The organism is Streptomyces thermodiastaticus (assembly GCF_014656135.1).
GTDB lineage: Bacteria > Actinomycetota > Actinomycetes > Streptomycetales > Streptomycetaceae > Streptomyces > Streptomyces thermodiastaticus.
The window spans coordinates 1-22,874 of the sequence record NZ_BNBV01000034.1; the positions used below are offsets into that span (position 1 = coordinate 1).

Annotated in this window: 18 protein-coding genes and 1 rRNA gene; 11 read left to right on the plus strand and 8 right to left on the minus strand. The window is 72.9% G+C overall.

All coding sequences use genetic code 11. The annotated features are described in order from the left end of the window. Positions 1 to 67 (plus strand): 5S ribosomal RNA (gene rrf, locus IE286_RS28010); the annotation flags it as partial. Between the two features lie 141 nt (positions 68 to 208). Here the strand turns inward: rrf and IE286_RS23670 are convergent. Genes IE286_RS23670 through IE286_RS23690 form a run of 5 tightly spaced genes read right to left on the minus strand, consistent with a single transcriptional unit; the run spans position 209 to position 5,795 of the window. After that, a complete protein-coding gene (locus IE286_RS23670) occupies positions 209 to 1,519 on the minus strand; it encodes a DUF58 domain-containing protein (protein WP_189798806.1) in 1,311 nt (436 codons plus the stop codon). Then, a complete protein-coding gene (locus IE286_RS23675) occupies positions 1,519 to 2,508 on the minus strand; it encodes an AAA family ATPase (RefSeq protein ID WP_189798807.1) in 990 nt (329 codons plus the stop codon). The genes IE286_RS23670 and IE286_RS23675 overlap by 1 nt, the downstream gene beginning before the upstream one ends. Then, a complete protein-coding gene (locus IE286_RS23680) occupies positions 2,508 to 3,713 on the minus strand; it encodes a DUF4350 domain-containing protein (protein WP_189798808.1) in 1,206 nt (401 codons plus the stop codon). The genes IE286_RS23675 and IE286_RS23680 overlap by 1 nt, the downstream gene beginning before the upstream one ends. Next, entirely contained in the window at positions 3,710 to 4,456 is a 747-nt protein-coding gene (locus tag IE286_RS23685; protein ID WP_189798809.1) for a DUF4129 domain-containing protein, read from the minus strand. The genes IE286_RS23680 and IE286_RS23685 overlap by 4 nt, the downstream gene beginning before the upstream one ends. Before the next feature lie 4 nt (positions 4,457 to 4,460). After that, positions 4,461 to 5,795, minus strand: a complete 1,335-nt coding sequence (locus IE286_RS23690) for a DUF7847 domain-containing protein (protein WP_189798810.1) — start codon at positions 5,793 to 5,795, stop codon at positions 4,461 to 4,463. A gap of 143 nt (positions 5,796 to 5,938) precedes the next feature. On the opposite strand from IE286_RS23690, the gene mtnA reads away from it, so the two are divergent. From mtnA to IE286_RS23725, 7 genes are all read left to right on the plus strand, one after another. After that, positions 5,939 to 7,090, plus strand: a complete 1,152-nt coding sequence (gene mtnA / locus IE286_RS23695; RefSeq protein WP_189798811.1) for an S-methyl-5-thioribose-1-phosphate isomerase — start codon at positions 5,939 to 5,941, stop codon at positions 7,088 to 7,090. Positions 7,091 to 7,221: 131 nt separating this feature from the next. After that, positions 7,222 to 7,911 carry a two-component system response regulator MtrA gene (gene mtrA, locus IE286_RS23700; RefSeq protein WP_189343499.1) on the plus strand — a complete coding sequence of 230 codons (690 nt, stop codon included), beginning with the start codon at positions 7,222 to 7,224 and terminating at the stop codon, positions 7,909 to 7,911. Between the two features lies 1 nt (position 7,912). Then, the gene (gene mtrB, locus IE286_RS23705; protein WP_189798812.1) at positions 7,913 to 10,057 is read left to right on the plus strand and encodes an MtrAB system histidine kinase MtrB; all 2,145 of its coding nucleotides are present in this window, start codon (positions 7,913 to 7,915) and stop codon (positions 10,055 to 10,057) included. Continuing rightward, a complete protein-coding gene (locus tag IE286_RS23710; RefSeq protein ID WP_189798813.1) occupies positions 10,047 to 11,891 on the plus strand; it encodes an LpqB family beta-propeller domain-containing protein in 1,845 nt (614 codons plus the stop codon). The genes mtrB and IE286_RS23710 overlap by 11 nt, the downstream gene beginning before the upstream one ends. A 213-nt stretch (positions 11,892 to 12,104) precedes the next feature. Then, positions 12,105 to 13,007, plus strand: coding sequence for a ComF family protein (locus IE286_RS23715; RefSeq protein ID WP_189798814.1), 903 nt, complete (start codon positions 12,105 to 12,107; stop codon positions 13,005 to 13,007). A gap of 311 nt (positions 13,008 to 13,318) precedes the next feature. After that, the gene (gene hpf / locus IE286_RS23720; protein WP_189798815.1) at positions 13,319 to 14,011 is read left to right on the plus strand and encodes a ribosome hibernation-promoting factor, HPF/YfiA family; all 693 of its coding nucleotides are present in this window, start codon (positions 13,319 to 13,321) and stop codon (positions 14,009 to 14,011) included. Positions 14,012 to 14,227: 216 nt separating this feature from the next. Continuing rightward, positions 14,228 to 14,974, plus strand: a complete 747-nt coding sequence (locus tag IE286_RS23725; protein ID WP_189798816.1) for a response regulator — start codon at positions 14,228 to 14,230, stop codon at positions 14,972 to 14,974. Between the two features lie 89 nt (positions 14,975 to 15,063). Here the strand turns inward: IE286_RS23725 and IE286_RS23730 are convergent, their stop codons facing one another. Then, positions 15,064 to 16,260, minus strand: coding sequence for a winged helix-turn-helix domain-containing protein (locus IE286_RS23730; RefSeq protein WP_189798817.1), 1,197 nt, complete (start codon positions 16,258 to 16,260; stop codon positions 15,064 to 15,066). A 96-nt stretch (positions 16,261 to 16,356) separates the two neighbouring features. After that, on the minus strand, positions 16,357 to 16,938 hold the full coding sequence (locus IE286_RS23735) for a GNAT family N-acetyltransferase (RefSeq protein ID WP_189798818.1): 582 nt from the start codon (positions 16,936 to 16,938) through the stop codon (positions 16,357 to 16,359). Positions 16,939 to 17,251: 313 nt separating this feature from the next. On the opposite strand from IE286_RS23735, the gene secA reads away from it, so the two are divergent. Beyond that, the gene (secA, locus tag IE286_RS23740) at positions 17,252 to 20,068 is read left to right on the plus strand and encodes a preprotein translocase subunit SecA (RefSeq protein WP_189798819.1); all 2,817 of its coding nucleotides are present in this window, start codon (positions 17,252 to 17,254) and stop codon (positions 20,066 to 20,068) included. Between the two features lie 109 nt (positions 20,069 to 20,177). Here secA and IE286_RS27810 read toward each other — a convergent pair whose 3' ends face one another. Beyond that, on the minus strand, positions 20,178 to 20,477 hold the full coding sequence (locus tag IE286_RS27810; protein ID WP_308115068.1) for an Rv3235 family protein: 300 nt from the start codon (positions 20,475 to 20,477) through the stop codon (positions 20,178 to 20,180). 875 nt (positions 20,478 to 21,352) lie between these two features. Here IE286_RS27810 and IE286_RS23750 point away from each other — a divergent pair. Beyond that, entirely contained in the window at positions 21,353 to 21,874 is a 522-nt protein-coding gene (locus tag IE286_RS23750; protein WP_189798820.1) for a DUF6912 family protein, read from the plus strand. A gap of 73 nt (positions 21,875 to 21,947) precedes the next feature. Further along, positions 21,948 to 22,616, plus strand: coding sequence for an HAD family hydrolase (locus tag IE286_RS23755; protein WP_189798821.1), 669 nt, complete (start codon positions 21,948 to 21,950; stop codon positions 22,614 to 22,616). The last annotated feature ends 258 nt before the right edge of the window (positions 22,617 to 22,874 follow it).

The following is a 22,874-nucleotide window of genomic DNA, read 5'->3' on the forward strand; positions in this document are numbered from 1 at the left end:
AGCTAAGCCTTACAGCGCCGATGGTACTGCAGGGGGGACCCTGTGGGAGAGTAGGACGCCGCCGGACTATTTTTGGGAAAGGCCCACACCCCACGGTGTGGGCCTTTCTGCATTCGTGGGCGAGACAACCGGGGAGGCCCGGAGATGACCGGGAACATGGAGCGGCAGGCCGCGAGTAGGACAGGGCACGTCTGGGTCGGCGCCCGTTTCAGAGCCGGCCCGCTGCCTTCAACGCCAGATAGGCGTCCGCCAGAGCTCCGGCCAGAGTGTCCGGTACCGCGTCGACCACGATGACTCCCTGGCGGCGCAGATGTTCCGCGACCCGGTGACGTTCGGTGAGGGCCTGAGCTGCTGCTGCGGCCTCGTACACCGCGTCCACGTTCCCCCGGGCCGCGGCCATGCGCGCGATCTGCGGATCCGCCACCGAGGCGACCAGGACCGTGTGCCGTTTGAGGAGCTGAGGCAGGATCGGCATGAGTCCCTCCTCGACAGGCGCCGCGTCCAGGGTCGTCAGCAGCACGATCAGAGACTGCCGTGGTGCCGAACGCAGTGCCGTGGCCGCCAGCCCACGGGCGTCCGTTTCGACGAGTTCCGGCTCCAGCATGGCCATGGCGCCCACAAGGGCGGGAAGCAGCTGCCCCGCGGCCCATCCTTTGACGTGGGCACGTACACGGCGGTCGTAGGCCAGCAGGTCGACACGGTCGCCGGCGCGGGAGGCGAGGGCCGCGAGAAGCAGTGCTGCGTCCATGGCGGCGTCCAGACGCGGGGCATCGTCCGCCCGTCCCGCGGCGGTGCGTCCCGTGTCGAGGACGATCAGGATGTGCCGGTCCCGTTCGGGCCGCCAGGTGCGGACCGCGACCGAGGACTGGCGGGCCGTGGCGCGCCAGTCGATGGAGCGGGTGTCGTCGCCCGGCACGTACTCGCGGAGGCTGTCGAATTCCGTGCCCTGCCCGCGGACCAGCGCACTGGTGCGGCCGTCGAGTTCCCTCAACCGGGCGAGTCTGGCGGGCAGCTGCTTGCGGCTGGGGAACGCCGGCAGGACCCGCACCGTCCAGGGCACCCTGTGGCTTCCCTGGCGCGTGAACAGGCCGAGAGGACCGTAGGAGCGGATGGTGACGCGGTCGGCATCGCGGTCCCCGCGCCGGGTGGGTGTGAGGCGGGTGGTGACACGACGGCGTTCGCCGGGCGGCACCGTGACGCGGTGCCGGGAGGCCTGGGCCTCCGTTCCGGGCTGCCAGCTGCTGGGTGGCCAGGCGTCGCGCAGACGCGCGCGCAGCGGGCGGCGTGAGGGGTTGGTGACCGTGAGGGTCACCTCGGCGCTGTCGCCCAGACGCACGGAGGTGTCGCCGGAGCGGGACAGACGCAGGCGGCGCACGGGTGCGGCGAGGGCGTAGTCGCAGGCGCAGGCGACGGCCAGAGGCGCGTTGACGGCGAGCAGGCCGGTCCAGCCGGCGTCCCAGATGCCGACGGGAACGGAGCCGAGGGCCGCGAGCAGCGCGGCGCGTCCGGTGAAGCCCATCAGCGCGGCACCGGGACCTGGCCGAGGACCGCGTTGATCACCGAGTCGGCGGTCACGCCTTCCATCTCGGCCTCCGGGCGCAGCTGCACGCGGTGGCGCAGCGTGGGCAGGGCCAGTGCCTTGACGTCGTCGGGGATGACGTAGTCGCGGCCGGTCAGCCACGCCCAGGCCCGGGAGGTGGCCAGCAGGGCGGTCGCGCCGCGCGGGGAGACGCCGAGGCTCAGTGAGGGCGACTCGCGGGTGGCGCGGCAGATGTCCACGACGTAGGCGGCGATCTCGGGAGAGACGGTGGTCCCGGCGATCGCCGCGCGTGCCGCCTGGAGGTCCGCCGCGCCGGCGACGGGGCGTACGCCGGCGGCGCGCAGGTCGCGAGGGTCGAAACCGGCGGCATGACGGGTGAGGACGTCGATCTCGTCCTGGCGGGAGGGCAGCGGGACGGTCAGCTTGAGCAGGAAGCGGTCGAGCTGCGCCTCGGGGAGCGGATAGGTGCCCTCGTACTCGACCGGGTTCTGGGTGGCGACCACCAGGAACGGCTCCGGGAGCGGACGCGGGGTGCCGTCGACGGTGACCTGGCGTTCCTCCATGGCCTCCAGCAGCGACGACTGGGTCTTCGGCGGGGTGCGGTTGATCTCGTCCGCGAGCAGGAGATGGGTGAAGACCGGGCCGGGCTGGAAGGAGAACTCGGCGGTGCGGGCGTCGTAGACCAGGGAGCCGGTGACGTCGCTGGGCATCAGGTCCGGGGTGAACTGCACACGTTTTGTGCCGAGGGCGAGGGCGGCGGCCAGGGCGCGGACGAGGAGGGTCTTGGCGACCCCCGGGACCCCTTCCAGCAGGACGTGGCCGCGGCAGAGCAGCGCGACGACCAGGCCGGTGACAGCGGGATCCTGGCCGACCACGGCCTTGGCGATCTCGGCGCGCAGGGCCTCCAGCGCGGACCGCGCGGTGTCCGCGTCCCCGGGTCGCCCGGCGTTGTCAGTGGTCGGGTCCATCATGGACGGCGTACCTCTCTTTCGAGGGCGTCGAGTCGGTCGGCGAGGGAGACGAGGGCCGCGTCGTCGCCGGGCGGCGGGCCGAAGAGAAGGTCGTTCAGGGCCGCTCGTTCCTCGGTGGGAAGCCGGGCGGACAGGGCGGGGAGCAGGGTTTCGGGCGTGTGCGCCTGGGCGGCGGGCACGCCCACGAGGGGGGCGAGACGGATGCGGGTGGCGGAGCGGAGAGCGGCGGCCGCGCGGTCGCGGGCGCCGGTCGTGCGGTAGAGGCGGGCGCGGCCTTCGGTGGTCTCGGAGGCGCGGATCGCGACGGGGAGTCGTTCGGGCACGAGGGGGCCGAGCCGGCGTGCCCGCCACAGGGCGGCGACGGCGGCGGCGAGGAACAGCTGCAGGGCGGCCCGGAGCCAGCCGGAGGGCAGCAGGTCGAAGAAACTGCGCTGCCCGGTGCGGGGGGCGGAGTCGTCGGCGAGCGAGGGGAGGTACCAGACCAGATGGGGGCGGGAGCCGAGGAGTTGCAGGGCGAGCGAGGCGTTGCCGTGTTCGCCGATGCGGTTGTTGAGGAGGATGCTGGGGGCGCCGAGGACGACGGTGTCACCGCCGCGCGGCCGGGCGAGGCGCAGCAGGGTGGGCAGGCCGTCGCTGGGGTAGCAGGAGTCGGCGGCCGGGGCGGTGGTGGAGTAGCGGATGCCGCCGGTGTCGGCGTCGCCCGCATGCCGGGCGGCGGGGAACGCGCACGCCGGGTCGAGGGTGGTGCGGGTGCTGCGGGCCCGGGCGGCGGTGACGCCCGGGGCGAGGCCGTCGACGGAGGCGGTGCCCGGGGCGACGAGGACGGTGCGTCCGCCGGCGGAGTCGGTCGCGGCGCGCAGCAGGTTCCGCTGGTCGCGGGTGAGCAGGTCGGGGTTGGCGACCAGCAGGGTGGTGCCGGGGCCGGCCGCGGTGCGGGCCTGGTCGAGGGTGGTGACCACGCGCGTGGTCACGCCGTGCGCGCCGAGCAGGGCGGCGACGGCGCGGCTGCCGTAGGGGTCGGCGGAGCGGGGGTCGAGCATGCCGTGCCGGCCGTCGGAGCGCAGGGCGGCGATGACACCCGCGGCGGCGAGGAGGACGACGAGCGCGAGCACGATGCCGCGCGTGCGGGTCCACACCTGACGGGCGGTGGGCGACACCGAGGTGGGCGGGGGCGTGTCCGTGGTGGTGGCTGCGGCCGTCATCCGGTGGCTCCGCGGTGGGTGACGTGGCCGGTGCCGGCCGGTTCGGGCCTGGTGCGCCGCAGGTCCCGGTCCAGGCCGGCGATGCGGTGGTACATCTGCTCGGTGGCGGTGCGTCCGCCGTACGTGACGTCGTCGAAGTCCCGGGCGGCGGCGCGCAGCCGGTCCGTGTGTGCGGGCAGGGCGCGGCCCGCCTCCCCGGCGGCCTCGTCGGCGGTGCGGCCGGGGCGGACGTCCAGCAGGGCGCGTTCCTCCAGGGAGCGGACGAGGGCCCGCATGCCTTCCTGGACGGCCTGGTTCCAGTGGCCCTGGGCCGCGTGGGCCTCTGCTGCCGCGCGGTGTTCGGCGGCGCTGCGGGGGCGGTCGCCGAAGAGGGCCGGAGCGGAGGCGGGCGAGCGGCGGGGGGTGCCCAGGCGCCACCACAGGGCGCCCGCCGCGGCCAGGACGGCGACGATGACGACGACGAGGCCGGTGGCTCCGCCCGGGGTCGCGGCCGAGGCGGAGTCGAACAGGCTGCCGATCCAGTCCCAGAGGCGGTCGAGGGCGCGTTGCAGCAGCCCGGGGTCGTGCTCGTGGTACATCCGCTTGGACAGCTCGCGCCGGGCGGCCTCCCGTGCGGGGGCGCGCGGGACGGTGACCGGCGGTTCGTCCGTGCCGTCCTGTCGTGCGGACAGAACGGCACCCAGCAGTCCGTGCGCGGCCGGCGGCGCCGGCAGCACGGCGAGCACTCCCCCCGTCAGGCTCACCGCATCAGCTCCCCGTGCCGGACGTGCCGGAACCGTAGTCCTCTATTCCGGCGGCGCGGGCCAGTTCGAGGTCGAGGGCCTCGCGGCGGATGCGCTGGTCGATGTAGAGCAGCACAGTGACCCCGGCGGTGATCGGCAGCATGATCGTGGAGCCGATCACCGACCCGATGCCGTTGATGACGAGGTACGTCCACCCCAGGCCGCCGGTGCCGTCGAGCAGCCCGGTGACGCCGTCGCCGGCGAAGGCCGCGGCGAAGAGGCTGAAGGGGACGCCGACGACGGCGGAGACGATGTATGCGATGACCGAGGCCAGCAGCTGGATGCCGAAGATGCGCCACCAGGAGCCGCGGACCAGCTTCACCGAGCGGCCCAGCGCCTTCTTGATGCCCTGCTTCTCCAGCATGAGCGCGGGGGAGGCCAGGGACAGACGGATCGCCACCCACACGGCGACGATCGCCGCGGCGAGGCCGCCCAGCGCGGCGAGCGCGGTGCCGGCCTCGGTCTGTCCGGCGACGGCGATCAGAACACCGGGCAGCACGCCCACGGCGACGATGCCGAGACCGATGGACATCACCACGATGATCAAGCCGAACAGCCGGAGCACCTGAGGACGGGACTCCCGCCAGGCCTCGCCGACGGTCACCGGCCGGCCGAGCACCGCCCGGCTGGTGACCGTGGTGAGCAGGGCCGTGGCCAGCACGGTGCCGATCATGGACACCAGGGCGACGACACCGGAGCCGAGCAGGGCGTTCCGCAGGGCGCGCAGGATCTCGTCCGCGGCGGCGTCCGGGTCGCCGAGGACGTCGCCGCCGGTGAGGTCGTCGAGGGCCAGGCCCTGCACCAGGACGACGACGATCTCGGTGACGACGGCGACGACCAGGGAGATGCCGAGCACGGTGCGCCAGTGGGTGCGCAGCATCGTCACCGCGCCGTCGAGGATCTCGCCGACGCCGAGCGGGCGCAGCGGGATGATGCCCGGCTTGGCCGCGGGCGGCGGCCCGCCCCAGCCGGCTCCCCAGGCCGTGCCCCAGCCGCCGGGGCCGCCCGGACCGCCGTATCCGCCGCCCGGCGGCTGCATTCCCCAGCCGCCGGGGCCGGGAGGCGGTGGCGGCACCTGGCCGGGGGGCGGGGTCCCGCCGGGCGCGGTCCACTGACCGGGCGGCGGCTGCCGCGCGGACCACTTCGCGCCCGGGCCCTGCGCCGGTGTCTCCGGCTCGTTCGCGGGCTGTGCGGGGCGTGCGGCGTCCTGCTCCGGGCGGCCGGTGTCGCCGGCCTGGCCGGACGGCTGCTCTTCGGGCCGGGGGGATCCCGGCGAGGCCCAGCCCGGAGTGTCGTTCATCGTCGCTCCTTCACGGTGCCCGTCCGCGGTCGCGGCGGCAGGTCGGCTGCCATCGTGCCATGGGGCGGTCTTCGGCGGACCGGCCGCGGTGGGGGCGGTGCCACATCTTCAATTGTCCGCGCGGCAGGGGGAAGACTGGCGGCATGGCTGATCAGTTCGCGCAGACCCGTCGAGACGACCGGCCGGCGGGCACGCCGGTCATCCGCTGGCAGGAGCCGCCCGAGGGCCCCGTCGTGGTCCTGCTCGACCAGACCCGGCTGCCCGCCGAGGAGGTCGAGCTGGTGTGCACCGACGCACCGGCCCTGGTCGAGGCGATCCAGTCGCTGGCCGTGCGGGGCGCACCGCTGCTCGGCATCGCCGGGGCGTACGGTGTCGCGCTCGCCGCCGCCCGCGGCTTCGACGTGGAGGACGCCGCGCGGGCGCTGGAGAACGCCCGGCCGACCGCGGTGAACCTCTCGGTCGGGGTGCGCCGGGCGCTCGCCGCCTACCAGGCCGCGCTCGCCAGAACCGGCGATCCCCGGCAGGCGGCGCCGGCGGCGCTGGCCGCGGCGCGGCAGCTGCACCAGGAGGACGCCCGGGCCAGTGCCCGGATGGCCGAGCACGGGCTGGCACTGCTGGACGAGCTGCTCCCCGGCGGCTCGCACCGGATCCTCACCCACTGCAACACCGGGTCCCTGGTGTCGGGCGGAGCGGGCACCGCGTTCGCCGTGGCCCTCGCCGCGCACCGCGCGGGCCGGCTGCGCCGGCTGTGGGTGGACGAGACACGGCCGCTGCTGCAGGGCGCCCGGCTGACCGCGTACGAGGCGGCCCGCAACGGCCTGGCGTACACCCTGCTCACCGACAACGCCGCCGGGTCGCTGTTCGTGGCGGGCGAGGTGGACGCGGTGCTGGTGGGCGCGGACCGGATCGCGGCCGACGGTTCGGTGGCGAACAAGGTGGGCAGTTATCCGCTGGCGGTGCTGGCGCGCTACCACCACGTGCCGTTCGTCGTAGTGGCCCCGGTGACGACGGCGGACCCGGACACACCGGACGGGGCGTCCATCGAGATCGAGCAGCGTCCCGGCCACGAGGTCACCGAGCTCATGGCTCCGCAGGCCCCGGTGACGGTGGCGGGCGGGGGCCTGCCGGTGGCGCCGCTCGGCACGCAGGCCTACAACCCGGCCTTCGACGTGACCCCGCCGGAACTGGTCACCGCGATCGTCACCGAGGAGGGTGTGGTCTCCCCGGTGACCGCGGCGGGGCTCGCCGAACTGTGCGCGCGTTCGCGGGCGTCGACGGGCGGTCAGCGGCCGTGACCGCTGCGTGATGCCCGGGCGGCGGCCGCCGCCGGTTCTCGGGCCGAGGCAGACAGTGGCGACCCCTGCGGCTATCGTCACAGGCCAGTGACCTGCCTCACCAGCGCCCCTGAGACCGTTACGAGAATGGGATGATGTCGTTTATGAAGGGACGAGTCCTTGTCGTCGACGACGACACCGCACTGGCCGAGATGCTCGGGATCGTACTGCGTGGTGAGGGTTTCGAGCCGTCTTTCGTGGCCGACGGCGACAAGGCGCTGGCCGCTTTCCGCGAGACCAAGCCCGACCTGGTGCTGCTGGACCTGATGCTGCCCGGCCGGGACGGCATAGAGGTGTGCCGGCTGATCCGCGCGGAGTCCGGGGTGCCGATCGTGATGCTGACGGCCAAGAGCGACACCGTGGACGTCGTCGTGGGCCTGGAGTCCGGTGCCGACGACTACATCGTCAAGCCGTTCAAGCCCAAGGAGCTGGTGGCCCGGATCCGGGCGCGGCTGCGCAGGTCGGAGGAGCCGGCGCCGGAGCAGCTCACCATCGGCGACCTCGTCATCGATGTGGCCGGGCACTCCGTGAAGCGGGACGGCAAGTCCATCGCGCTGACCCCGCTGGAGTTCGACCTGCTGGTGGCGCTGGCCCGCAAGCCGTGGCAGGTGTTCACGCGTGAGGTGCTGCTGGAGCAGGTGTGGGGCTACCGGCACGCGGCCGACACGCGTCTGGTGAACGTGCACGTCCAGCGGCTGCGTTCGAAGGTGGAGAAGGACCCGGAGAAGCCCGAGATCGTGGTGACCGTCCGTGGTGTCGGCTACAAGGCCGGGCCGAGCTGACGTGACCGGGGACGGTGCCGCTTCGGTGTCCGGGCGCACCGGGGCCCACGCCGGTCGGTCCGCGGGCCGGGACGGCGCGGGCTCCTTCTGGGCGAGTCTGCTGGAGGGCGGGCTGCTGCACGGCGGTGTGCAGGGCAGCCCGATCCTGCGGCTGCTGCTGCGCTGGGTGCGCCGTCCGCTGCTGCCGGTCATACGGCTGTGGCGGCGCAACATCCAGCTGAAGGTGGTCGTCACCACGCTGCTGATGTCGCTGGGCGTGGTGCTGCTGCTGGGCTTCGTCGTCATCGGGCAGGTGCGCAACGGCCTGCTCGAGGCCAAGGTGAAGGCGTCGCAGAGCCAGGCCACCGGCGGATTCGCGGTGGCCAAGCAGAAGGCCGACGAGGCGGCGGCGGGCACGTCCGACGACGGCACCGGCCGGGACGGTCACTCCTCGCAGAACGTCATCTCCTGGATGAGCGAGCTGGTGCTGTCGCTGTCCAGCGGCGGCCAGGGCGCCTTCGACGTGGTCACGCTGCCCACCGGGGACGAGAGCGGCGGCGGACGCGGCCCGCGGGCCTCCGGGCAGGTGGATCCCACCGCCAGCGTTCCGGCCGATCTGCGGGCCCGGATCAACGCCAGCACCACCGCCGCGCAGAGCTACACCCGGATCGTCTACAAGGACACCGACAAGAAGCCGGAGCCCGCGCTCGTCATCGGCAAGCGGGTCGACGACCCCAACGGTGACCCGTACGAGCTGTACTACCTCTTCCCGCTGACGCAGGAGGAGAAGTCGCTCAGCCTGGTCAAGGGCACCCTGGCCACGGCGGGTCTGTTCGTCGTCGTGCTGCTCGGGGCGATCGCGTGGCTGGTGGTGCGGCAGGTGGTCACACCGGTGCGGATGGCCGCCGGGATCGCCGAGCGGCTGTCGGCCGGGCGCCTGCAGGAGCGGATGAAGGTCACCGGCGAGGACGACATCGCGCGCCTGGGCGAGGCGTTCAACAAGATGGCCCAGAACCTCCAGTCGAAGATCAACCAGCTGGAGGACCTGTCGCGGATGCAGCGCCGGTTCGTCTCCGACGTCTCCCACGAGCTGCGCACCCCGCTGACGACCGTGCGGATGGCGGCCGACGTCATCCACGAGGCGCGGGAGAACTTCGACCCGGTCACGGCGCGTTCGGCGGAGCTGCTCGCCGACCAGCTCGACCGGTTCGAGTCGCTGCTGGCGGACCTGCTGGAGATCAGCCGCTTCGACGCCGGCGCGGCCGCGCTGGAGGCCGAGCCGGTCGACCTGCGCGACGTCGTGCGGCGCGTGGTCAGCGGCGCGGAACCGCTCGCCGAGCGCAAGGGCACGGTGATCCGGGTCGTCGGCGACCAGCAGCCCGTGGTGGCCGAGGCCGACGCCCGCCGGGTGGAGCGCATCCTGCGCAACCTCGTCGTCAACGCCGTCGAGCACGGCGAGGGCCGGGACGTCGTCGTCCGGCTCGCCGCCGCAGGCGGTGCGGTCGCGGTCGCGGTGCGCGACTACGGAGTCGGGCTCAAGCCGGGCGAGGCGGCACGCGTCTTCAACCGTTTCTGGCGGGCCGACCCGGCCCGCGCGCGGACCACCGGCGGCACCGGGCTGGGGCTGTCGATCGCCCTGGAGGACGCCCGGCTGCACGGCGGCTGGCTGCAGGCGTGGGGCGAGCCGGGCGGCGGCTCTCAGTTCCGGCTGACGCTGCCGCGCACCGCCGACGAGCCGCTGCGGGGTTCGCCGATACCGCTGGAGCCGCTGGACTCGCGGCGCAACCGGGCGCTGAGCGGCGCCGGACGGCCCGGCGACGGCGAGCGTGCCACCGTCCCCGCACAGGCGACCGGCGAGCGGACGCTGCCGCCGGGCCGGGAGGCGACGACCGGCCGGGAGACCAGGACCGGCCGGGAGACGAGGAGCGAACGGGGACCGGGGGGCGACCGGGCTCCCGCTGCCGTTCCGTCGGCCGGACCGGCGGCGCTGCCGGACAGCGGCGCCGCTCCGGTGGTGCCCCGGCCCGCGTCGGGCGCCCGCCCGCAGCCGGCCGCACCCACGTCCGCGACCCGGCCGGCGACGGAGCAGACCACGCGCACCGCGGAACCCGGGGCGGCAGGAGCACGGGACGCGGCGCGGAAAGGGGAGGCATTCGGTGGGCGCTGACCGCGAGGGGGGCGCATGGCGGCGGTCGATGCGCGCGCTGGCCTGCACCGGTGCCGGGGTGATGCTGCTGTCCGCGTGCGCCTCGATGCCCGACAGCGGAGACCTGCGTGATGTCGAGTCCACGCCACGCCAGGACGCCGAGGTTCGCGTCTTCGCACTGCCGCCGCGAGAGGACGCGCCGCCCTCGGAGATCGTGCAGGGCTTCCTGGAGGCGCTGACCAGCGACGACCCGCAGTACACGACGGCACGCCAGTATCTGACCGGCGCGGCCGCGCGGCGGTGGGCGCCGGAGGAGTCCACGACCGTGCTCTCCGACGGGCCGGACATCCGGGTCGACCGCACGACGGCACGGGAGGACGGCGACGCGTACGCCTTCACCCTGACCGGCACCGCGGTGGCACGGCTGGACCAGGAGCAGTCGTACACGCCGCTGCACGGCCGCTACAGCCAGCCGGTGCACCTGACACGGGACGCGAAGACCGGGCAGTGGCGCATCGACCGGCTCCCGCAGGGCGTCGTCATGGGGCAGTCGGACTTCCAGCGCAACTACGTCTCGGTCGACAAGTACTACTTCGCCTCCGGCAGCCAGGACGAGACGGCAGCGACGGGGCCGGTGACGGCCGTCGCCGACCCGGTGTACGTGCGGCGGCGGGTGGACGCGATGACGCAGATGGTGCGGTCCCTGCTGGCCGGGCCCACCCGCTGGCTCTCACCGGTGGTCGTGTCGAGTTTCCCGGAGGGATCGGCACTGCGCGCGGGCGTCACCGCGCTGACCCCCGACGACCAGAACCGGCTCACGGTGCCGCTCAACGACAAGGGCTCCCGGGCCGGGCAGCGGCAGTGCCGGCAGATGGCGACGCAGCTGCTGTTCACCCTGCAGAACCTCACGCCCACCGTGGACACGGTCACGCTGGAGCGGACCGACGGGACCACGCTGTGCACGCTCGGCGAGGACCGCGCCGAGACCATGGCCACCCGCGGTTCGCTGCGCAAGCCGGAGTACCTGTACTTCCTGGACGACGAGCAGCGGCTCGTCCGGCTCGCCGCGGGCACCACCGGCACCGTCCCGGACCCGGTGCCCGGCCCGCTGGGCGAGGGCCTGCAGCGGCTGACCTCGGCGGCCGTGTCCTGGGACGAGCGCACCGCGGCCGGGGTGAGCGCCGACAAGTCGGCGCTGTTCGTCGCGCGGCTGGCACCGGGCGGCACCCTCGGCGAGCCGGTGGTGCGCAGCCAGGGCAAGACGGAGAACGACCGGCTCACTCCGCCCAGCTGGGACGAGCACGGCGACCTGTGGGTGGCCGACCGCGACCCGCGACGGCCGCGGCTGCTGATGCTGGAGCACGGCACGGGCCGGCCGGCCGAGGTGCGGGTGCCCGGCCTGGACGGGCGCATCGACGCGGTACGGGTGGCGGCCGACGGTGTGCGGATCGCGCTCGTCGTGGAACACACGGACACCACCAGGTCCCTGCTCATCGGGCGGATCGAGCGGGCGGCCGGCAGCGGGGGAGCTCCGGCGGTGTCGGTGCTGGACCTCAGGCCCGCGGCGCCCGAGCTGGAGGACGTCACCGCCATGTCGTGGGCGGGTGACAGCCGGCTCGTGGTGGTCGGGCGCGAGCAGGGCGGGGTGCAGACGATGCGGTACGTCCAGGTCGACGGATCCACACCGCAGGGCCCCTCACCCGCCGCGCTGACCGGCGTGCAGTCGGTCGCCGCGACCGCCGACGGGCGGCTGCCGCTGGTGGCGTACTCGGAGGACGGCATCGTCCGGCTGCCGTCCGGGGCGCAGTGGCAGAAGGTGGTCAAGGACGGCTCGGCCCCGGTGTATCCCGGCTGAGACCCCGCCCGCAGCGCGCCGGCGCGCCGCCGGTGCGCCGGGACCCGGACGATCCGGCGCGGCGCCCCGACGGTCCGCATGCACCCGTGCGACCGGACGCGGTCCGGGTGTGCGCGCGGACGCGGTCCGGGTGTGCGGGGCGTTGTCCACAGGGCGTCATGCCCGTTGTCCACAGCGGTGGCCGGGGTGCCGTGGTGTTGGCAGAGTGGAGCCATGCGCGGGTGGTGGCAGGACCTGACCGACCTGGTACTGCCGGCCGAGTGCGCGGGCTGCGGCCGGCCGCGCACGGTGCTGTGTCCCCGGTGCCGTGCCGCTGTGGCGGGCGGGGTGCCGCGGCGGGTGCGGCCGGTGCCTGAGCCGCCGGGTCTGCCGGCCGTGTACGCGGCGGCCGGGTATGCGGACGAGGTACGGGCGGCCGTGCTCGCCCACAAGGAACGCGGCCTGATGTCCCTCGCCGCTCCGCTGGGAGCCGCCCTGGCCGGCGCGGTGCGGGCCGGGCTGCGCGGGACGGCGGCCGGGCCGTCCGGTCCGACGAGCGCGCCGGACGGGCACGGCGGCAGGCCGGCAGCGATGCGGGGGCGTGCGCCGGTGCTGCTCGTGCCCGTGCCCTCGGCACGCCGGGCCGTGCGGGCCCGCGGGCACGATCCGACGCGGCGGATCGCGCTCGCCGCAGCGGCCGGGCTGCGCCGCGGCGGTGTCGCGGCACAGGTGCTGGCCGTGCTGCGGCAGCGGCGCGGGGTGTCCGACCAGTCGCGGCTGGGTTCCCGGCAGCGCCGGGAGAACCTCACCGGGGCGCTCACCACGGCCGCGGGAGGCGCCGGGCTGCTGCTCGCCGGGCCGGTCGTGCTGGTCGACGACCTGATGACCACGGGCGCGTCGCTGGCGGAGGCGGCACGGGCGGTGACGTCGGCCGTGTACTCCGCGCGGGTCAGGGAAGAGATGGAGGCATACAGAACGGGACGGTCGCGGAAGGAGGGGAACCCGGTGTACCGCGCATCGGAATTGTGGAGAGCGTACGGCGCCGGTCATGTGATCTGCGCGGCCGTCGTCGCGGCCTCGCCGGATTCCGTCGTCGAAAAACAGGAACTGACAAAAAACGTGCATCGTTGCAGGTAAGAAGAGCGCCATTTCACCAGAACGGAGGTACCTCGAGGTAGAGGGTGACGTCGTCCGCCCGTGCGAGATATGTTCAGTCATGAGGGAGAGGCAACGGCGTTCCCCCCATATTGGAATGCCGTGCCGCCATATTGGAATGCCGTGCCGCGGGTTTGCGATATTTCGCGCGCGAGCGCGAGCCAGTGCGTTTCTCGCCTCACGGGCAAGGAGGTGGACGTCACCGAGTCCGAGGTTCCGGAGGTGACCGGAACCAGGTGCACAAGGGAGATGCTCCGCCGCCTGAGCGGAGCGCTCCGGGAACGGAGTTCTGCGTGGACATCGTCGTCAAGGGCCGCAAGACAGAGGTGCCCGAGCGGTTCCGCAAGCACGTGGCCGAGAAGCTGAACCTGGAGAAGATCCAGAGGCTCGATGCCAAGGTGATCAGCCTCGACGTCGAGGTGTCCAAGGAGCCCAACCCCCGGCAGGCCGACCGCTGCGACCGAGTGGAGATCACGCTTCGCTCCCGCGGTCCGGTGATCCGGGCGGAGGCGGCCGCCAGCGATCCGTACGCGGCGCTCGATCTGGCAGCGGAGAAGCTGGGCGCCCGGCTGCGCAAGCAGCACGACAAGCGCTTCTCCCGCCGTGGCGCACGGCGGGTCTCCGCGGCCGAGGTGCCCGACCACGTCCCGGGCGTGGCCACTTTGAACGGCACCGGCGCGACCGGCGGTGAGGAGAAGAAGGAACAGGTCCCCACCAAGAAGGTCGGTTCGCTCGAGGTGCAGGGCGAGGGGCCGCTCGTCGTCCGCGAGAAGACCCACGTCGCCGCTCCGATGACCCTCGACCAGGCCCTGTACGAGATGGAGCTGGTCGGACACGACTTCTATCTGTTCGTCGACTCCGAGACCAAGGAACCGAGCGTCGTCTACCGGAGGCACGCCTACGACTACGGCGTGATCCACCTCAGGACGGACACGATGGTCACCCAGGAACACTCTCCCGAGGCGGGCGGCACGCTCGGCGGCTGACCCACCCGGCTAACACCGGAGCCGGTGCCCCTGGTGCGCGCGTGCGCCCCCAGGGGCACCGGTGCGACTCCCGCGCGCCTCTGCGCGCACCGCTTGTTCACCGCATCGTCCGCCCGACATGAAATCATGGCCGCAACGGCTCAACACGCAGGCCGTTGCCTTGGGTTGGCCACGGCACCGCACACCAGGCCACAGCCTCAGGGGGAGGAAGCAACGATGACGGACACCTTCGGACCGATGCGGGACGAGGAGGCCGACGGCGGTGCCGCCGGCACGGGCCCGGACACGGGCACGTCCCGCAAGGAGCCGATCAGAGTCCTTGTCGTGGACGACCACGCCCTCTTCCGGCGCGGCCTGGAGATCGTGCTCGCCGCCGAGGAGGACATCCAGGTCGTCGGGGAGGCGGGCGACGGTGCCGAGGCCGTCGAGAAGGCGGCCGACCTGCTGCCGGACATCGTGCTGATGGACGTACGGATGCCGAAACGGGGCGGCATCGAGGCGTGCACCTCCATCAAGGAGGTCGCCCCCAGCGCGAAGATCATCATGCTGACGATCAGCGACGAGGAAGCCGACCTCTACGACGCCATCAAGGCCGGGGCGACCGGATACCTGCTGAAGGAGATCTCCACCGACGAGGTGGCCACCGCCATCCGGGCGGTGGCCGACGGCCAGTCGCAGATCAGCCCCTCCATGGCGTCGAAGCTGCTCACCGAGTTCAAGTCGATGATCCAGCGCACCGACGAGCGCCGCCTGGTCCCCGCCCCCCGGCTGACCGACCGGGAGCTGGAGGTCCTCAAGCTGGTGGCCACCGGGAAGAACAACCGGGACATCGCCAAGGAGCTGTTCATCTCCGAGAACACCGTGAAGAACCACGTCCGCAACATCCTGGAGAAGCTCCAGCTGCACTCCCGGATGGAGGCGGTGGTCTACGCGATGCGGGAGAAGATCCTGGAGATCCGGTAGACACACCGGATCCCCGATTCGCGGTCACCGGCCTGCTGCGCGGACGGGCAGCCGGACCTGACGCAGAGGGCCGCGGGGCCGTCCGGACGTCAGGCCACCAGGCGGGCCAGTTCACGCTCCAGCGGTGCCCGCAGTTCCGGGGCTTCCACCCGTTCGACGCGGACATCGATGCAGTCCACCCAGCTCGCCGCCTCCACCAGGGCCCGCGCCACCGCCGGTACGGCCTTGGTGCCGTCCACGGTGACCTGCTTGGCCACCAGGGTCCGGCCCTCGCGGGCCGGGTCCACCCGCCCGACCAGTCGGCCCCCGGCCAGGACGGGCATCGCGAAGTAGCCGTGGACCCGCTTGTGCTTGGGCACATAGGCCTCCAGGCGGTGGGTGAACCCGAAGATCCGCTCGGTGCGCGCCCGCTCCCAGATCAGGGAGTCGAACGGGGACAGCACTGTGGTGCGGTGCCGGCCGCGCGGCGGCGTCGCGAGCGCCTCCGGGTGCGCCCAGGCCGGCCTGTCCCAGCCCTCGACCCGGACCGGCACCAGTCCCGAGTCCGCGATCACCGCGTCGACCTGCTCGCCCTTGAGCCGGTAGTAGTCGGCGATGTCCGCCCTGGTTCCCACGCCCAGCGCCCGGCCGGCCAGCCCGACCAGGCGGCGCAGGCACTCCGCGTCGTCCAGACCGTCGTGCAGCAGCTCCTGCGGGACGGCACGCTCGGCCAGGTCGTAGACCCGCTTCCAGCCGCGTCGCTGGACGCACACCACCTCGCCGTACATCAGCGCCCGCTCGACGGCGACCTTCGCGCCGGACCAGTCCCACCACTCGCTGGTCCGCTTGGCCCCGCCCAGCTCCGTCGCGGTCAGCGGTCCCTCGGCCCGCAGCTGCTTGATGACCTGCTCGTACACCCCGTCGGGCAGCTCATGGTTCCACAGCGGGCGGTTGCGGTAGGCGCGGCGGCGGAAGGCGAAGTGGGGCCACTCCTCGATGGGCAGGATGCACGCGGCGTGCGCCCAGTACTCGAAGGCGTGCGGACGGGCGGTGCCGTCGCCGGCGGCGGTCCAGTAGGTGTCGTGCACCGTCCTGCGGCCGACCGCACCCAGCCGGGCGTAGGGGATCAGCTCATGGGAGCGGGCGAGCACGGAGATGGTGTCGAGCTGGACCGCACCGAGGCCGCGCAGTATGCCGCGCACGCCGGCGCGCCGGTCCGGCGCGCCGAGGAAGCCCTGGGCCCGCAGGACGATGCGGCGGGCTTCGTCCGCCGAGAGGTCGATGGTGGGGCGCGGGAGCGTCGTCATGCGTGCACGATAGGAGCACCCACTGACAGCGGCGGCCGGCCTGCGACGTTCCCCGGCGGGCGGCCCGGATTCCGGGCCGGTCGGTCCCGGCCAGGATCAGTCCCGGCGGGGAGCCGGCAGGTACGGCGACGTCGAGGGCAGGCCCAGGTCCGAGGGCAGCAGCGAACCCACCCAGCAGTCCCGGCGCACCCCGTGGTGGTCGTGCGCGCTGCGCAGGACGCCCTCGACGGTGAACCCGACCCGTTCGGCCACCCGGCGGGAGGCCGTGTTGCCGACCTCGGCGCGCCACTCCAGACGGTCGACGGCGAGCCGGGTGAAGGCCCAGCGGGCCACGGCACGCGCCGCCTCGGTCATGTAGCCGTGACCGCGGTGTCTCTTCGCACACCAATACCCGATCGACGCCGTGCCCTCGGGGCCCCGGTGCAGGGACATCGCGCCCACCAGGTCTCCGTCGGGGCTGCCGAGGAAGAGGCCGAAGGTGCACGCCGAGCCGTCGGCCCAGGCCCGCGGGACGACCTGCTCGGTGAAGCTCCGCGCATGCTCGGGCAGGTAAGGGGAGGGAAGCGTGATCCAGCGCTGGATCTCCGGGTCCCGGGCCGCGGCGTACACCGCGTCGGTGTCCTGCGGCCGGAAGGTGCGCAGAACGAGGCGGTCGGTGGTGAGCGTGACGGGGTCCACCCGGCTGATTGTGCGGCTGCCGGGTGTCGCCACGCCATGCCCGCGTCCCCGCTTCTGTCCGCGAGGGCCCGGACGACGATCAGGCCGCGCGTAAGAGCGCCGGTCACGATTCGCGCACATCACGGGCGGTCAGCGGCACCATCGGCGCTCCCGGGGCGTTGTCCTCTGTGAAGGCGACGTGCCACAGCCCGACGAGTGCCCTCCCGGCAGGCCCTCCCGGCTGGGCCGTGTCCTCGCATACGATGGCCGTTGCTCAGCAGCGCCACATGGAAACAGACCGTCCCAGGCCCGACCGGCAAGGAGACCAACTCCCGTGTCCGTCCTCTCGAAGATCATGCGTGCAGGCGAAGGCAAGATCCTGCGCAAGCTGCACCGCATCGCGGACCAGGTCAACTCCATCGAAGAGGACTTCATCGACCTCTCCGACGCCGAGCTGCGGGCCCTCACCGACGAGTACAAGCAGCGCTACGCCGACGGCGAGAGCCTGGACGACCTGCTGCCCGAGGCCTTCGCCACGGTGCGCGAGGCGGCCAAGCGCGTCCTCGGCCAGCGGCACTACGACGTGCAGCTGATGGGCGGCGCCGCCCTGCACATGGGCTATGTGGCCGAGATGAAGACCGGTGAGGGCAAGACCCTCGTGGGCACCCTGCCCGCCTATCTGAACGCCATCTCGGGCGACGGCGTGCACATCGTGACGGTCAACGACTACCTGGCCGAGCGCGACTCCGAGCTGATGGGCCGGGTGCACCGGTTCCTCGGCCTGACCGTCGGCTGCATCCTCGCCAACATGACGCCGGCCCAGCGCCGCGAGCAGTACGCCTGCGACATCACCTACGGCACGAACAACGAGTTCGGCTTCGACTACCTGCGCGACAACATGGCCTGGTCCAAGGACGAGCTGGTCCAGCGCGGGCACAACTTCGCCATCGTCGACGAGGTCGACTCCATCCTCATCGACGAGGCCCGTACGCCGCTGATCATCTCCGGCCCGGCCGACCAGGCCACCAAGTGGTACAGCGACTTCGCCAAGCTGGTCACCCGGCTCAAGCGCGGTGAGGCCGGCAACCCGCTCAAGGGCATCGAGGAGACCGGCGACTACGACGTCGACGAGAAGAAGCGCACCGTCGCCATCCACGAGTCCGGCGTCACCAAGGTCGAGGACTGGCTGGGCATCGACAACCTCTACGAGTCGGTGAACACCCCGCTGGTGGGCTACCTCAACAACGCCATCAAGGCCAAGGAGCTGTTCAAGCGCGACAAGGACTACGTCGTCATCAACGGCGAAGTCATGATCGTCGACGAGCACACCGGCCGTATCCTCGCCGGCCGCCGCTACAACGAGGGCATGCACCAGGCGATCGAGGCGAAGGAAGGGGTGGAGATCAAGGACGAGAACCAGACGCTCGCCACGATCACCCTGCAGAACTTCTTCCGCCTCTACAAGAAGCTCTCCGGCATGACCGGTACGGCGATGACCGAGGCCGCCGAGTTCCACCAGATCTACAAGCTCGGCGTGGTCCCCATCCCGACCAACCGGCCGATGATCCGCAAAGACAACTCGGACCTCATCTACCGCACCGAGGCCGCCAAGTTCGCGGCGGTCGTCGACGACATCGCCGAGAAGCACGCCAAGGGCCAGCCGGTCCTGGTCGGTACCACCTCCGTCGAGAAGTCGGAGTACCTGTCGCAGCAGCTCACCAAGCGCGGCATCCCGCACGAGGTGCTCAACGCCAAGCACCACGAGCGCGAGGCGCAGATCGTCGCCCAGGCGGGCCGCAAGGGTGCCGTGACCGTGGCGACGAACATGGCGGGCCGTGGTACGGACATCAAGCTCGGCGGCAACCCCGAGGACCTCGCCGAGGCGGAGCTGCGTCAGCGCGGTCTCGACCCGGAGGAGCACATCGAGGAGTGGGCCGCGGCCCTGCCCGAGGCGCTGGAGCGCGCCGAGGCGGCCGTCAAGGCCGAGAAGGAGGAGGTCGAGAAGCTCGGCGGCCTCTACGTGCTCGGCACCGAGCGGCACGAGTCCCGCCGGATCGACAACCAGCTGCGCGGCCGTTCCGGCCGTCAGGGCGACCCGGGCGAGTCCCGCTTCTACCTCTCCCTCGGCGACGACCTGATGCGCCTGTTCAAGGCGCAGATGGTCGAGCGCGTGATGTCGATGGCCAACGTCCCCGACGACGTGCCGATCGAGAACAAGATGGTCACCCGCGCCATCGCGTCCGCGCAGTCGCAGGTCGAGCAGCAGAACTTCGAGACCCGCAAGAACGTCCTGAAGTACGACGAGGTCCTCAACCGGCAGCGCGAGGTCATCTACGCCGAGCGGCGCCGTGTCCTGGAGGGCGAGGACCTGCACGAGCAGATCCGGCACTTCATGGACGACACGATCGACGCCTACGTGCAGGCGGAGACCTCCGAGGGCTTCCCGGAGGACTGGGACCTCGACCGGCTGTGGGCCGCCTTCAAGCAGCTGTACCCGGTCCGGGTGACCGTGGAGGAGCTGGAGGAAGCGGCCGGCGACCGGGCGGGCCTGACCGCCGAGTTCATCGCCGAGTCCATCAAGGACGACATCCACGAGCAGTACGAGGCCCGCGAGGCGCAGCTCGGCTCGGAGATCATGCGTGAGCTGGAGCGCCGGGTCGTGCTGTCGGTGCTGGACCGCAAGTGGCGCGAGCACCTGTACGAGATGGACTACCTCCAGGAGGGCATCGGCCTGCGCGCCATGGCGCAGAAGGACCCGCTGGTGGAGTACCAGCGCGAGGGCTTCGACATGTTCCAGGCCATGATGGACGGCATCAAGGAGGAGTCCGTCGGCTACCTGTTCAACCTGGAGGTCCAGGTCGAGCAGCAGGTCGAGGAGGTCCCGGTCGAGCAGGCCGCGCCGTCCCTGGAGAAGGCGCCCCAGGACGCGGTGCCCGCGCAGGCGGGTGCCCGGCCGGAGATCCGGGCCAAGGGCCTGGACGCCCCGCAGCGTCGCGACCTGCACTTCACCGCGCCGACCGTGGACGGAGAGGGCGGCGTCATCGAGGGCGAGTTCCCCACCGACGGCCAGCCCGTCCGGTCCCAGGCCGACGGTCTCACCCGGGCCGAGCGCCGCAAGCAGGCCAAGGGCGGACGGCGCCGCAAGAAGTGAGCCGACGCGGCCGCGGGCCGCGACCGTGAGCAAGGCCGGGTGCCTGACGTCAGGGCCCGGCCTTCCGCGTGCCCGGCACACTCCGGGTGCCCGGCGGACCCGGTCCCGTTCACGCCTCGCGGCGCCTCGGCGGGCGAGGGCCGCCCAGCTCCACCGCCGTGCACCGCCAGCGCAGATCACGGTCCCGCTCCAGCCGGAAGGCCAGCGCGCGCAGCTGGTCACCGGCGGCGATGCGGGCGAAGACCTCCAGGGCGCCCGGCCGGGGCTCACAGTGGCCGATGTCGCGCACCACGGGCCGGGTGCCGCGGGCCCGCAGCGGTAAGCGTGCGGCCAGCCGGGCCAGCTCGTCGTAGGCCTGGCCGACGGTGTGCCGCAGCATCCAGTGCACCGGCCGCTGCCCGCTGAGCACGGCGAGCAGTTTCTCGGCGAAGACGTCGGTGGTGACGGGATCCGCCGACGGACCCGACGGACCCGACGGACCCGACGGATCCGACGGAACCGACGGGCCTGACAGACCCGACGGGCCTGACGGTACCGACGGCCCTGACGGAACCGACGGGCCGGCTCCGGTACCGCCCGCCACGGCCGACGCGCCCGCCACGGCCCGTGCGGCCGCCGCGGAGACCTCCCGGCCGTCCCGCGGCCGGACAGAGGTGAGGCAGGGGCCGCCGGCCGGGCGTGCGACCGGCACCCGCGCGGCCGGTACCCGTGCGGCAGGTACGCGGGCGGCCGGGGAGACACCGGTTGGCCCGCACGGCAGCGTCGTCCCGGGCGTGTGCGCCGGCTCTCCGGCGGACACCCGGGTGCTTCCCCCAGCGCTCCGGCCGCGTGCCGTGCCCGGGGCGCCGGCGGCGTTCGCCGGGCGGCTCGCGCGGATGCCCGGTCCGCTGCCCGGCCGACGGGTGTCGTGACGGCCCGGCGGGCGGGTGCCCGGGCGGCGCTGTGCCCTGGTCATGACCTTGTACATGAGTCCCCGTTCCGGTGGTGACGGCAGTGGCTGTACTGCGCGGTAACTTTCTGCAGGGGATCTTGTACGGGACGTGACCGCAGCGGGCAAGGAAGCCACGGCGCACCGTGGATGTCCCTCACATTCACTCATCCGGGTGGTCGTGCCGCCATGGAGCCTTGAGCGGCCGCGGCACGGGCGGGTGAGGCACGGGGCGCCCGGTGGACGCGAGCCGGGGGCGTCCAAGGACACGAAAGGGGACGTCGCACGTATCCTGAAGGCCGTCTCCGGCACGCCCCGGAGCCTTGACCCACGAGACGACCAGGAAAGCAGCCGGCATGCGCGTCTACGTCCCTCTGACCCTCCCCGGTCTCGCCGAGGCGTACAAGACGGGAGAGCTGGGCACGGACGGCCTCGTGGCCTACGCCGTCACGCCCGGCCTGCGCGAGTGGTACCTCTCCGACGACGTGGAGGAGCTGGAGTACGCCGCGCTCAGCCGGGCCGCGCTGGCCTCGCTGCGGCTGCTGGCGGCGGACGCGGGCGCCCCGCGCCGCCGGGTCGTGGTGGCCGTCGACGTCCCCGACCGTGCGGCGAGCGCCGACCCCGACCGCAGCCTGGACCCCGCGGCGCTGGGCGAGGTCCGGGTGACGGGCGCCGTCCGGCTGGCCGGAGCGGCCGCGGTCCATGTGGACGCCGACGACGCGGAGGCGGACGTGGCCGCCGCGGCTCAGGCCCTCAAGGCGGCGGACCAGGGCGACGACGACGCACAGTTCGTGGTGGACGGCGCCGAGGACCACGAACTGCTGTGGTACGCCACCCAGGAGATCCCGAACCTCCTCGGGGCGGACGGCGTGGCCTGAACCGCGACCGGGAGCCCGCCGGACGTCCGGGACCGGCTGTCACTGTCGGTGGCAGGGAGTACCGTCTTGCGGCATGGGCAAGCACTCAGGGGCACACATCGTCTGGGACTGGAACGGCACGCTGTTCCACGACAACGAGGCCGTGATCGGCGCGACCAACGCCGCCTTCGCGGTGATGGGCCTGGAGCCGATCAGCCTGGAGCAGTACCGCGCGCTGTACTGCGTGCCGGTGCCGAAGTTCTACGAGCGCCTGATGGGACGGCTGCCCACCCAGGACGAGTGGGAGCTGATGGACGACGTCTTCCACCGGCACTACGCCGAGCAGCGCGCCCGCTGCGGGCTGGCCGAGGGCGCGCTGGAGCTGCTCGAAGGGTGGACGTCGGCCGGGCACAGCCAGTCGATCCTGAGCATGTACGGGCACGAGGAGCTGGTCCCGCTGGTGCGGCGCCTGGGCATCGAGACCCACTTCATACGTGTCCAGGGACGCACCGGACCGTCCGGCGGGAGCAAGGCCGAGCACATGGTGCGGCACCTGGACGCCCTCGCCCACACGGTGCACCCGGCGCGCACCGTGGTGATCGGGGACGCCGCCGACGACGCGCTGGCCGCGCGGCACGCCGGAGCGCAGGCGGTGCTGTACACCGGTGGCTCGCACAGCCGGGCGAGCCTGGAGGCGGTCGGCGTCCCGGTGGTGGACACCCTGCGGGAAGCGGTGCAGGAGGCGCACCGCCTCGCGGCCTGAGTCGCGCACCACAGGCTCGGCGCGGCACACAGGCTCGGCGCAGCACACCTGGGCGCAGCACACAGGCTGGGCACAGCGCCACCGGCTCGGCCACCACAGGCCCGGCCGTCCTTGACGCATACGCCGGGGGACGGGGCGTCACCGCTGTGCAGAACGTCAAAATCCGGCCCTCGGTTTTGTACACATACGGCTCATGACGGGTGACCCGTAAAGAGCGATAGCCTTGTCAGGTGATCAGCGCGATAGTCCGCGGGGGCG